Genomic DNA, 14101 nt, shown 5'->3' with positions numbered 1-14101 from the left:
AAACTAAACTAAAATTCTATTTACTGTTATCTATTAAACATGAAATCCACTGATTCTGAACCTCAAGGGGGCGGTATGGAACTGGAACAGTACCGTACCAGCCTCGAACAGATGGTTGAAGAGAAATCTAAAGACTTGATCGCTATTCAGGAGAATCTCGAAGCAACCAACCGACGGCAGGCATTATTTATCAAGGTACTGCAAATTTTGTAATTGGAACCGGATATACCTACTGCTATGAATATGGCACTGGCCGAAATTGGCCGTTATACTGGTGTCGACCGTTTGGCGACATGGGAAAACCACCTCGACGGAGTTACGTATGGCTGCACCAACGAATGGTGCAACGACGGTATAGAACCCGCTATCGATTACTTGCGGAGTATGACCATTGAAGCGGGAAAACCCTGGTTCGACATGCTGGAAGAAAACCATATCATTTGTACGTCCGATATTTATTCGCTTGATCCCTTTATTACTCAAATGCTCGAAGTGCAAGGCGTAAAAGCCATTGCTGTTTTTCCCCTGTCACAATTGGGAGTACATTTCGGCTTTCTTTCGTTCAACTTTTGCTGGAACAAACAATGGGATGAAAAAGATGTGGAACTGATGAGCCAGATATCGCAAATTGTATCTACTGCTACTAAACGCTGGCAAGTTGAAACATCGCTGCAACAGTCGCAGCGAACCATGCAAAAGGTATTGGACAATATCAATGCCAATATTTTTGTGAGTGATTACGATACGTTGAAAGTGATTTTTGCCAATAAGCCTTTCAGGGAAGAAGCAGGAGAAGTTCCGGAAAATGCGGAATGTTGGAGAATGTTGAATGCAGGTCTGGAAAATGGGTGTAAACACTGCCCGAAGCCGAAGTTGCTCGATGCCAACCGTAAGTTTACAGGCGTTCATTTTTGGGAAGACTATAATCCGGTCACCAAACGTTGGTATACCATCCAGAGCATGGCAATAAAATGGCTCGACGGACGTTGGGCAATCATGGAACTGGCTACCGATATCACCACCCGCAAACAGGTGGAACTGGAGCTGATTCAAGCTAAAGAAAAAGCGGAAGAATCGGACAGGCTCAAATCAGCATTCCTTGCCAATATGAGCCATGAAATACGTACTCCTTTGAATGCCATCGTCGGTTTTTCCAGTCTGCTTGCCGAAACCGATGAGGCGGAGCTGCGTCATGTATATATGTCTTTAGTGCAGGAGAACAATGAGCTGTTGCTCAACCTTATTTCCGACATTCTGGACATCTCCAAAATCGAAGCCGGTATGATAGATCTTGTTATGGGACGGGTGGATGTACCACAACTTTGCCGGGAAGTGATTGCTACCTTCTCACATAAAAAACGTGACACTGCGGTCGAACTGCGGTTTGATGAAAATTCACCGCAGATTGTGATTGATGCTGATAAAAACCGAATCGTGCAAGTACTCTCTAATTTTCTGACTAATGCCTTGAAGTTTACCACTAAAGGCTCAATCACACTTTCCTATTTATTGGAAGATGAGAGTCAGGTACGTTTTTGTGTAACGGATACGGGCAAAGGGATTCCCGACGAACAAAAACATGAAATTTTTAATCGTTTTGTAAAATTGGACTCATTTGTACAAGGTGCCGGATTGGGATTATCCATCTGTCAAAGCCTGGTCAAAAGGATGGGCGGAAAGATTGGAGTCGAATCCCGTGAGGGGGAAGGTTCGTGCTTCTGGTTCACTCATCCGTATGTTCCTGATGCTTTTTCTAATTCCAATTTTTCTACTGATTAATTTGCATCTTTCAATATATTATCCGAATATTGCAGAGCAGAAAAAATAGAATATGATTCCAATTGATGAAAAACACATTATAAAAAAGCTAAAGGCCGGAGATAATGAAGCATATAAATACATATATGATTATCATTATGTTGCTCTCTGCAAACTTAGTTATTATCTCTTGAAAGACAGAGTGCAGGCGGAAAGCATAGTGAACGATGTAATCTTTCATCTTTGGGAAGTCAGAGACAAATTGGAACTGGTGCCTCCTCTTCGCAACTATCTGATAATAGCCGTACGCAATAAATGTCTGAACTACTTAGCCCTCAAACAGCAGGAGACAGAGATACGTTTTTCTACCATTGAACAGGCTGGTATTCAATTGCAAAATATCGTTTCTGACAATGAGCATCCTTTAGGCAACCTGCTAAAAGAAGAATTGGAATCGAAAATCCACGAATCTATCAACAAATTACCGCCTGCCTGCAAACAGGTATTCACCATGAGCCGCTTCCGGGAAATGAGTTACGAAGAAATTTCTCGTGAACTTGGCATTTCTGTAAATACGGTTAAGTATCATATAAAGAGCGCATTAGTAATACTTAAAAAAGAACTGGGCACTTTTTTATGTATTATTTTTGCTTTTTATCCTACCCTGTTATTATAAAAAACTGTAGTATATATAAAGGCACTATCTTTTATGAATGAACAATCACCACATACGGATATAGTCAATGATTGGATAATCGGTTATCTGACAAACAGTCTGACACCGGAAGAGATGCAGTCGTTACAGAATTGGCTGAATGTTTCGGAAGAAAACCGGAAATATTTTTCCGATATGCAAGAAGTATGGATCGCTGCTTCTGATGAAGCAGATGAACAGCATTTCGACAAAGAGCGGGCTTATCAATTATTTTTAGAGCATACAGAAAACCTTGTGCAACCATCGGTAAAACGAAAAACACTCACTATCAGTCCGTGGATGTATGCCGCTGCAATGGTTGTAATTGTTTTTTTCTGTGGAACGATTGCCTTTCAGAGTGGAAAGAGAGTACTCCGGAATCAATTGACACAGATTACGGTGGAAGCTCCATACGGTTCAAAAACCAAACTGTATCTTCCTGATGGAACGTTGGTTTGGCTTAATGCGGGTTCCAAAATGAGCTATGCACAAGATTTTGGAATTAATGAACGTTCATTGAACTTGTCGGGAGAAGCCTATTTTGAAGTAACCAGAAATGAGGAGATACCTTTTAAAGTACATACGGAAGAACTAGACGTCAAAGTATTGGGAACTAAATTTAATTTCCGGAATTATAAAGACGATTTGGAAGCTAAAGTCTGTCTGCTGGAAGGAAAGGTAGCGCTGAATACCCGGCAAAAAGAGACCATACTTCATCCGGACCAACAGGCGCTGTTGGATAAAAAAACAGGAAAACTATCTGTATCCGATACCAAAGCCGCTTACAGTGCTGAATGGACAAACGACCGCCTTTACTTTGATGAAATTTTGCTTTCAGATATCATTAAAGAACTGGAAAGAAGCTATGACGTAAAAATAACCGTTGCAGATGACACGTTAAATACGATTCGTTTTTATGGAAACTTCCGTAAAAGAGAGCAAAGTATTCAGGAGATTATGAATGTATTGTCGTCTACAGACAAAATGACTTATACCATGAATGGAAAAAATATTGTGATCACACTTCCCAAATGAACAGATGTTAAACCTTTAAAACTTAAAGAAATATGAAAAGCCATTTAGTAAAAACATGATTCACCTCTCCTGATAGAAATATAAAAAGGTCAGGTTCCTTTTCCATCCCCTGACCTCTTGCCTTTCTATCTTAAAAGCCACAGTGACTTTAATTGATGAAAGCTTAGGCAAATATAAATAAAATCCTAAACTTCTCATCCTATTTATCAATTATTTATCCATTGACTTATGAAAAATAAGAAGAAAGTCTTTTTCATGGTCCTGCTCTTGCTATGCTCTTATCTAAGCTCATTTGCGCAGCTTATCAATTTGCAGTTGAAGAATGTAACAGTAAAGCAGGCTATTGAAACAATACAGAAGCAAAACGGATATTCATTTGCATTTGCAACAAACGATCTGAATACCAAAAAGATTGTGACAGTGCTAGCCAAAGATTTACCTATTGAGAAGGTGGTAGAACAGGTCTTGGCAGGACAAGATGTTAGCTACACTATCCAAGGGAAAGATATTATCATCAAGAAGAAAAGCGGCCAGTCCGCACAACAATCCTCCAGGAAATACACTATTAGCGGGATAGTGAAGGACATGTCAGGGGAGCCTGTCATCGGAGCCAATATAAAAGAGAAGAATGGCACGGCAGGTACAATCTCAGGTATGGACGGTAAGTTCCAGTTGACAGTCAGTGAAGGGAGTGTGGTACAAATATCCTACCTGGGGTTTTTGACGCAAGAGGTGAGCGTGAAAAATAAGAATTATCTGACAGTAGTGTTGAAAGATGATACACAGACGTTGGACGAAGTAGTGGTGGTCGGATTCAGTACCCAAAAAAAGATAAACTTGACAGGGGCGGTAGAAAATGTATCATCGGATGTATTTGAAAATCGTCCGGTGGCTAATGTCACACAGATGTTGCAAGGCGCTGTACCAAATCTGAATATTTCGTTAGTCGACGGTAAGCCCAATCAATCGGCTTCGTATAATATCCGTGGTGTAACGTCTATCGGAGCGGGCGGTAGTGCGCTGGTATTGATAGACGGTGTAGAAGGCGATCCGGCCATGCTGAACCCGAATGACATAGAAAGCGTGTCCGTATTGAAAGATGCGGCTTCGGCAGCCATCTACGGTTCACGTGCTCCGTATGGGGTTGTCCTGATTACAACAAAAGATCCGTCAAAGCAAAAAGATAAGTTTACGGTCAATTATACGGGAAATTTCTCCTATGAAACTCCGTATGCTGTGCCGGATGTCGTTGATGACGGTTATGTTTGGGCTTATCTGTTTCGTGAGGCGGAATACAATTACCGCGGGATAGAGCCTACCAGCATTAATAAGTCACAACCTTTCTCAAAAGAATGGCTGGAGACTTTCCGGCAACGGAAGTTGGCAGGAAATACGTTACAGACAGCAGTTGGCCCCGATGGGAAATATACATACTATGGAAATGAGGATTACTATGATGCGCTTTATAAGGATCATACGTTTGCACAGTCGCATAATGTATCTATCAGCGGTTCGAACGGAAAAATAAGTTACTACACTTCCGCACGGTTATACGATTATGACGGTCTGTTCAATTATAACTCAGACACCTACCGCACTATGAATATGCGTACCAAAATCAGCGCACAAGTGTTCAGCTGGCTGAAAATTTCCAATAATATAGACTATACTCATGATAAATATACACAACCATTGGGTTATGTAGAACAGAATGAGGGTCTGGTTTGGAAAGCCATCAACATGGAAGGGCATCCGTCCGAACCAATCTTCAATCCGGACGGAACCTTGACACACTCCGGAGCACGTTCTGTCGGTGGACTGGTAACAGGCAACAACTGGATAAAGCGTACGACTAAAACGCTGAAAAATACGACTACCCTGAATATAACCATGCTGGACAACAAATTGCGTTTTACCGGAGACTTCTCTTTCCGTACGAAAGATTTTATAGAAGACAAGAAGACTACCGCTGTTCCGTATAGCGATTACGAAGGGGTGATTAAATATCTCGGAGTACCGGAAACAGATGATAAGATGTTGGAGAAAGTGCAACAGACTACCTATATATCCACCAATGTATATGCCGAATATGAGAATACATTTGCAGGAAAACATTATATGAAAGCTTTGGCGGGATATAATTACGAACAGCAGGATTACAAGGCAATCTCTTCGGAGCGGAATGGTTTGTTGATGCCTGATGTGGAAAATATAAATTTTGCTATGGGAGATAATATGTCCATTAAGAGTGATGGTAACCGGTGGCGGTATGCCGGAGCATTCTTCCGTTTGAATTACTCCTATGACAACCGTTATCTATTTGAGGTGAACGGGCGTTATGACGGTTCTTCGAAGTTCCCCAACAATTCGCAATGGGGATTTTTCCCTTCAGCTTCGGCAGCATGGCGTTTCTCGGAAGAGAAGTTCTGGAAGGTAAATCCGGCTATTATCTCCAATGGAAAGCTGCGTGTCTCTTATGGTGCGCTGGGCAATAGTAATGTGAAGCCGTATTCTTATCTGGAAAAGTTCTCATTGAAGACTTATTCCACTACCGGCTCATCGAGCGAAGGCCGCTATCTCGACGGTAAGGCACAGTTACGCTACACGCTCAATCCTGCCCAAATTCCTGACAATATCGGTTGGGAAACCTCACGAACCATTGATGGCGGTATCGATTTGGGATTCTGGAACAACAAAATTACGTTATCCGCCGATTATTACGTACGTAAGACTGTTAATATGTATACGGTGGGACCGACGCTTCCCGATACATTCGGTGCATCGTCGCCCAAAGGGAACTATGCTGACATGAGTACCTATGGTTACGAGATTTCTTTGGGATATAACGACTCGTTCCGTTTGGCTGGCAAACCATTTAGCTTCGGCATCAAAGCAACCCTTGCCGATTATCATTCGGTGATAGACAAATATAATAACCCGAAACGTGACTTGGATGATTATTATGTAGGTCAGCGTATCGGTGAGATTTGGGGATTTGTTTGTAACGGACTGTTCCAGTCACAAGACGAAATCGATGCGGCTTTTGACGGAAAGGGTTACAAAAACAACCTGATGCAGACATCTGTCAATTACATCACTTATCCCGGTGATATGCGCTTCGAAGACTTGAACAATACAGGTACTATTGATAACGGAGCCAACACAGTAGACTCACCGGGCGACCGGAAAATCATAGGAAACTCCGAACCGCGCTACATCTATACCCTCTCATTTAGTGCCGACTGGAATAACTTCTTTCTGTCAGCCATGTTCGACGGTGTGGGAAAACAAGACTGGTATCCCAGTGGTGAGAGTTCTTTCTGGGGACAGTATAACCGTCCTTACAACCAAGTTCCGGTGTGGCACTTGAATAACTATTGGACCAAAGACCGCCCTGATGCTTATCTGCCGCGTTATTCGGGTTATTACAATCCTTTATATAAAGGCACGGCCAATACACGCTACTTGCAGGATGTATCTTACTTCCGGCTCAAAAATTTGCAGTTTGGTTACAATTTGCCAAAGAAATGGATAGCAAAAGCCGGGTTTTCTAAAGTATCTGTCTATTTCTCGGGCGAGAACTTATGGTCGTGGTCTCCACTCTACCGTCACACGAAAGATTACGATGTGACAGTGATAACAAAAGGTTCGGATAATGACCTGACTTCCGGTAATAAAGGAGACGGTTTCAACTATCCGACGATGCGGAATCTAAGTTTAGGAATCTCTATTACTTACTAAATAGAAACAAAGAAGATATGAAAAGATTAAGTACTATACGTAATATCCTGCTTCTGTGTGCAACGGTGCTGCTAGGTAGTTGCGATTTGACGGAGACGATGCAGGTAGAGGCTGACAAATCTATGGTTTTCGGCAGCGAGTCCGGATTGCGCCTTTATGCCTATTCCTTCTATCGGGCATTGCCTACACTTTCTACGGGCTATCAGCAGGATGAGATGTGTGATATTGCCGCTGTACGGCAGACGAATGTGTTTATTCAGCAAAATGCGTACAATTCGGAAACAGCTACCAGCTGGTCATGGGGAACCCTGCGGAACATCAATTATTTTATCGACGGTTGCTACTCAAAGGAGTGTACAGTGGATGCAGCTACCCGCGATAATTACTTGGGTATCGCCCGTTGGTTCCGCGCCTGGTTTTATTATGACAAGTTGACCCAATATGGCGAAGTTCCCTGGTTTGGCAGTGAAATCCAGTCTTACCAGTACGATGTCATGTATAAAGAGCGTGACAGCCGGGACGTCATTATCAAGAATATGATCGAAGATCTCGATTTTGCTTACGAACATATTCAGGCAACTTCTTCTGTCAATAGCTCTACACTCACCAAATGGGCTGCAGCCGCACTCAAATCACGTGTGTGCCTGTTCGAAGCCGCCTATCGCCGTTATCACAAACTGACAGGTCTGGAAATCACTCCGGAAGAACTTTACCGCCATGCTGCCAGTGCAGCCAAACTGGTGATGGACAACAGCGGACTTTCGCTGAATACGGCAACAGGTACCAAAGGGGCCTACCGTGATTTGTTCTATCTGGAAGCTCCCATTACCTCCGAAGTAATTCTGGCGGTATGTGCCAATAGCGCATCAGGTATTTACGGGACTCAAAATTACTGGTACAATTCGCTGTCGTACGGTAAAGGCTGGAGTCTGGTTCGTCCGTTTGTCAATACTTACTTGAAATTGGACGGTACCCCGTTCACTGCCGAAACAGGCTATGAAACCAAAAACTTCGTGGAAGAGATGAAGAATCGTGACCTGCGTTTGGCACAGACCATCCGCGGACTGGATTTCAAACGTGACGGAAAAGCCGTAGTAGCCGATATGACAGTTTGCCTGACCGGTTATCATGTAATCAAGTATTCTCTTGACGATACAAAATACGATAACAATGAAAAGAACAACAACAGTATCCCCCTGTTGCGTTACGCTGAAGTGCTGCTAAACTATGCCGAAGCACAAGCCGAACTGGGTGGGCTTACTGATGCTGACTGGAACACTACCATCGGCGCTTTGCGCCGACGTGCCGGAATTACAGGCGGAACGGAAAAACTCCCTACAACTGTTGATTCATATTTGCAGCAGGTCTTTTATCCGAATATCACTAATCCGGTTTTACTGGAAATCCGTCGGGAACGTGCCATTGAGTTGGTGGCTGAAGGAACGAGATTCAATGATTTGCGTCGTTGGAAATGTGGTGAACTGATAGAGGAACTACCGTGGACAGGTATGCACATCAGCGCATTGAATGTGGATATTGACCTGAATGGTGACGGAACTCCTGATTGCTACTTTACTGATAACGGTACGCAATCATCCAATAAAGACTGCAAAACGGTGAACGTAAAGAATGAAACAGGACTTTATGCCACAGCAAATGCCGCAGGCGGATACGATTTGAGATATAACCCCGGTTCGGGAAACCGCATCTGGTACGATGACGACCGCCAATATCTTTATCCTGTTCCTGCACAGGTGATCCGCGACTATGAGAGTGCCGGATATAAACTATCACAGAACCCCAATTGGAATTAAAATATAAAAGATTTAGTATGATGAAATTTAACCAGATATTGCCTGTAATTGCTATCTATGTTGTAGCGTTAGGCGGATGCAGTAATACTACTCCTGATTATTCAGAATTTTATAAGGACCCTGAAACAGTAAAAGAGGAAGACCCGTCACTGAATGATAACCAAATTAAAGTCATGTCGTTCAATATCCGGTATTATAATACCAAAGATACGGGAGAAAAGTCATGGGAAGCCCGTACGGCAGCTTTTATACCGATGATCGGAGAACATAAACCGACAGTGATCGGTATGCAGGAAGCGCGGCCACCACAACTGAAGTGGCTGGAAGAGAACTGGAAAGATTATGGATATGTCGGTAAGGGACGCCGTGCCAACAACGCTAACAATGATGAGTTTGTTCCTATCTTTTATAGAAAAAAGGCTGTTGAACTAATCAAGTGGGATTGTTTCTGGCTTTCTGAAACTCCGGATGTACCGGGTTCTCAAGGTTGGGACAGTACCGTTCCCCGTATAGCGACATGGGCTATTTTCAAACACATTGCTTCCGGTAAGAAATTCTTCTTCATCAATACTCACATCGATGTAGGTTCTACCATCGCTCCGGGCAAGTCGATGGAAGTGATTGTGAATAAAATGTCCGAGCTCAATCCGGAAGGATTGCCGATGTTACTGACCGCCGACTTTAACAAGCAGATTGACAGTGATATTTTTAACGGAGTTAAAACATTCATGACAAATGTCCGCTTATCGGCTCCGATCACAGACTCGAAATACTCTTATACAGGCTTTGGTACCGCCAATCCTTATATTGTAGATCACATCTTTTGTACAGGCTTTAAGGCTTTGAAGTTCGAGACAATAGATAAAGTTTATCAGAATATCACTTATATCTCCGATCATTATCCCATCATCGGTAAATTGGAATACGTGAAGTAATGAAACGATCATCTAAAATTACAGAAACGCAATGAAAAGAATCATATATTTATTGGTAGCTGCTATCGGTCTGTTGGTTGGGTGTACACCTGATGAAGAGACGTGGGTACAGGCGGGATTCACTACAGATAAAGAATCCTATGAGATTGGTGATCTGATTACCCTGACAAATACGTCGACGGCGGAGAATGCCCAGATTGCAGTCTGCAAATGGGAATTTATGGGTAAAGTTTCCTACGAACTGACTGCTCCCGAACCATTTAGCGTGGAAGAGGGCGGAGACTATCTTTTTCGTCTGACTGTCACTTCGGATCGCGGTGCGATGAAATCAGTTTTTGAAAAGACAATTAAAATAATAGATGACGGTGTCCGTCCTACGGCAGACTTCAGCTGGTTGCCCGAACGAATTGTAGCGGGAGAAGAGGTTGCTTTTACGGATCAATCGAAAGCAGCGGAAGGGTCTGAGATTGTCAAAAGAGAATGGACATTCGGTGCTATCCTCTCTACAGAGGAAAACCCGAAAATCACTTTCGGTTCGCATGGAAAAATAAACGTATCACTGACTGTGACGGACAATAAAAAAAGGAAAGATACGAAGACTGTCACAATGGATATAGCAAAGGGAGCCGGTAGTCTTGGCGTGTTATGGTCTCATTCCTACGATGAGCAGGGAGTGGTGTACGGCACTTCTCCGGCAACAAGCACAGATGGTCAGTATATATATGTTTCTTCCAGCAATTATAACCTGGTTTGTTTCACGAAACTCGGTGAACGGACTTGGGGATTTGATTGCGGACAGAATAATGAACCGAACCGAGGTTCTGACTATCAGCACCCGACTCCTACGGTGGATTCCGACGGAACGGTGTATGTGGCTGTCGGAGACAATACTACCAAGGCGGGAGCAGATGCATCCAAGTCTGCCAGTCTCTATGCTGTTAAAGGCGGTGCAGACGGTGGTACGCAGATGTGGTTTACAGCGATTGGTGCAAAATCGAGTATGCGTCCTTTCGGTGCTCCGGCTGTCACGGATCAATATGTGATGATCCTAACGAATTCGGCGCCAAGCACAGATGGAAAACATTTCCGTATTTATGATAAGGTATCCGGGGTACTTAAATATTCGGAAAAAACGTCTTCCGGAAGTTATGGTGGTTGTGTAGGATTGAAAGATGGTAGGATACTTGTTAACACGGGTCAGAGTAGTGGACGATCGTATGGTACACACATATTCTTCCCGGAAGGCAATAGCTGGAGCAAGTCGACCAATGAGCAGAATTATGCTCCAAATGACCAGCCTAATGGCAGCCAGATCGCTATTGGTGCAGATGGCAAAGCATATATCCTTTGCCTTAATTTAGGAGCCCGCATATCTACCAATGAGACAAAAGCATTAGTCTATTGCTATGATACCAAGAAGACTACCAAGGGGCAAGTTTCGACTCCAGAATGGTATACTGCCGTGAAAGGGGAAAATAAACAAACCGGTTATGGCTTGGTGGTTGATGGAAATGGGGTTGTGTATGTAGCTACTGACAAATATATTACTGCCATATCTTCTACAGGTTCCGTTTTGTGGGCAACGGAAGTAGCGGGTACTGCTTATGGCGTTCCTGCTATAGATAATGAAGGGTATATCTACTATAATGATGCAGAAAAAGGTTCCTTGGTGAAACTCGAACCGGCTACAGGAAAAGCTATCGCTTCACTCCAGCTTGGAACCGAACTGAAATCGTCGCCCACCATATCTGCTGACGGCACAATCTATGTGACCGGTATGCTGGAAGGAAAACCGACTCTATTTGCTGTTGAAGGAGCGGCGACAGGCTATGCAGCCAATGCCTGGTCGCAGATGGGCGGTAATCCGGGTAAGAGCGGATATATGTATTAGTTTTTTATCCATACAAACTTTTAGTTAGCATGTCTCTTTTTTTGTCGGAGCAGGCGTTGCCCTGCTCCGATGAGAAAAGACTGACTGTACATTTACAAAAGGCTTATAAATAGAGATAAGATGAGAAAAAGGAACTTTTTAATATTACTGCTGTTGAGCAGGTTATGGCCTGTCATTGGTGTATCTGCGCAAGATGCCTGGAAAATAACTGCCGAACAGATTGAACCCTCGTCCTATTATGGAATAACGGTAGCCAATGGTATGCTGGGATTAGTTTCTTCCCCCGATCCTTTGAAGATTTCCCGTGTCGTGTTGGGAGGACTTTATGATATCTATGGAAAGGGAAGAGTGAATAATTTCTTGCATGGCATCAATATGCTGGATACGGAATTGCAGATAAACGGAACTACGGTGAAAGCTTCCCAAATATCCGGTTATAAACAGACTTTGGATATGCGTCAGGGATTGTTTTGCGGAGAATTTGATTATCAATCGCTTGCACATATTGAATATCAATATACGGCATTACGTCATTTACCTTATTCGTGTTTACTGCGTGTGCGGATCGTTCCGAAAGAAAATATAGAAGTAGCTGTGGCGAATATACTGACGGTGCATGAATCGTTGCGTAGTCCGCAGGAGTCTTTCAACCGCATCTTCAATGGAAAAACAGCGATTGATTTCTGCACATCAATCGCAAAATCTCCGACCCGGGAACTTGAAATCGGTGCTTGTTCATCGTTTGTTTTCGACGATTCTTTTCCCCGTCCGGAAGTATGCCATCGGAGTGCACGCGGAGTCGGGGTACATACACAAGAATTTACGGTCCGTTTGCAGGCAGGCCAGCCTTACACTTTTTCGATTGTCGGGACGACACTTTCCGCTGCTACTCATGCTGACGTCAAGAATGAAGTGGAACGGTTGACGGCATTTGCAGCAGTAGAGGGTGTTGAACGATTATGGAGCAAACATATCGCTGCATGGGACAAGCTTTGGGAAAGCGATATTGTGATTGAGGGTGATCTTCAGTCGCAACAAGACATTCACAGTATGCTTTATCACACGTATGCTTTTGTGCGGGAAGGTTCGGGATTATCCTGTTCTCCGATGGGGCTTTCGGGCTTCGGTTACAACGGGCATGTATTCTGGGATGCTGACACGTGGATTTTTCCGGCTTTATTATTGCTGCATCCCGAATTGGCGGAATCAATGATAGAGTACCGCTATCAGCGTTTGGATGCAGCCAGGCATAACGCTTTCATGCATGGGTATAAAGGAGCCATGTACCCGTGGGAAAGTAGTGGTAAAGGAAACGAAGATAATACAGTTACCAACATTTACGGCCCTTTTGAAAATCATATTACGGGAGATGTAGCTATGGCAGCCTGGCAATATTATGCTGTGACGCAGGATTTGGAATGGCTTCGTCAAAAGGGATTTCCCATTCTTAGTGCTGCTGCCGAATACTGGGTAAGCCGTTCGGAACCGAATGAAGCGGGAGAGTATGAAATCAGGAATGTAATAGGAGCGGATGAATGGAATCAGAACCCTCAAGGAGGAAAGAACGTGAACAATAATGCTTATACAAACGGCGTTGCGAAATCCACTCTGGAAGCTGCCTGTAAGGCTGCCAAACTGTTGAATGTAAAATCAGACCCTATGTGGACGACTGTGGCAGAGAAACTTCGTTTCCGGAAACTAGCCAATGGAGTAACGGCAGAGCATGATACGTATGATGGAGCTATAACCAAACAAGCGGATGTCTGCCTGTTGGCTTTCCCGTTAAAACTTGTTACGGATAAAGAACAGATCTGGAGGGATTTGGAATACTATCTACAGACTGTTCCGAGAAAGAAGACACCTGCCATGTCGAAGTCTATCTACTCTATTTTGTTTACCCGTTTGGGAGACCGTGAACGTGCATGGCATTACTTTAGAGATTCCTATCTTCCCAATCTGAATCCGCCCTTCCGGGTTATAGCCGAGTTTGACGGTGGTACAAATCCTTATTTTCTGACAGGGGCAGGTGGTGTATTACAGTCCGTATTGATGGGATTCGGTGGATTGGATATTACGGATAAGGGAATTGTTGCCGGAAAAGGAGCAATCCCTGATGCATGGAAATCTTTGACTCTGAAAGGAATAGGAAAAGAGAAAAAGAACTATATCATTAAATGAATTGACGGGATATGAGATTTCTTGTTTTGCTCAAAAGAGTTCGGATACCTTTTAT

The 14101-nt window shown here is 43.5% G+C and carries 7 protein-coding genes and 1 pseudogene; all 8 read left to right on the top strand.

The window, feature by feature from the left end:
• The first annotated feature begins 39 nt into the window (after positions 1–39).
• The 8 genes and pseudogenes from N5O98_RS09380 (at position 40) to N5O98_RS09345 (ending at position 14046) form a co-directional block, all read left to right on the top strand.
• Positions 40–1779, top strand: a pseudogene (locus N5O98_RS09380) (ATP-binding protein).
• 52 nt (positions 1780–1831) lie between these two features.
• A complete protein-coding gene (locus tag N5O98_RS09375; RefSeq protein WP_022199135.1) occupies positions 1832–2434 on the top strand; it encodes an RNA polymerase sigma-70 factor in 603 nt (200 codons plus the stop codon).
• Between the two features lie 33 nt (positions 2435–2467).
• Positions 2468–3487: a FecR family protein gene (locus N5O98_RS09370; protein ID WP_022199136.1), complete on the top strand. Its 1020-nt coding sequence runs from the start codon at positions 2468–2470 to the stop codon at positions 3485–3487.
• A 228-nt stretch (positions 3488–3715) separates the two neighbouring features.
• Positions 3716–7228, top strand: coding sequence for a TonB-dependent receptor (locus N5O98_RS09365; RefSeq protein WP_009040648.1), 3513 nt, complete (start codon positions 3716–3718; stop codon positions 7226–7228).
• A gap of 17 nt (positions 7229–7245) precedes the next feature.
• On the top strand, positions 7246–9042 hold the full coding sequence (locus tag N5O98_RS09360) for a RagB/SusD family nutrient uptake outer membrane protein (RefSeq protein WP_022199138.1): 1797 nt from the start codon (positions 7246–7248) through the stop codon (positions 9040–9042).
• A gap of 17 nt (positions 9043–9059) precedes the next feature.
• Entirely contained in the window at positions 9060–9977 is a 918-nt protein-coding gene (locus tag N5O98_RS09355) for an endonuclease/exonuclease/phosphatase family protein (RefSeq protein ID WP_009040650.1), read from the top strand.
• Positions 9978–10008: 31 nt separating this feature from the next.
• Complete coding sequence (locus tag N5O98_RS09350) at positions 10009–11868, top strand: outer membrane protein assembly factor BamB family protein (protein WP_022199140.1); 1860 nt, start codon at positions 10009–10011, stop codon at positions 11866–11868.
• 120 nt (positions 11869–11988) lie between these two features.
• Positions 11989–14046: a glycosyl hydrolase family 95 catalytic domain-containing protein gene (locus N5O98_RS09345; RefSeq protein WP_022199141.1), complete on the top strand. Its 2058-nt coding sequence runs from the start codon at positions 11989–11991 to the stop codon at positions 14044–14046.
• The last annotated feature ends 55 nt before the right edge of the window (positions 14047–14101 follow it).

Source organism: Bacteroides sp. LFL-34 (assembly GCF_027257075.1).
In the GTDB taxonomy this organism is placed as follows: domain Bacteria; phylum Bacteroidota; class Bacteroidia; order Bacteroidales; family Bacteroidaceae; genus Bacteroides; species Bacteroides ovatus.
The sequence above is the reverse complement of the archived record's forward strand: the minus strand, read 5'-3'. Positions and strand labels throughout refer to the sequence as shown.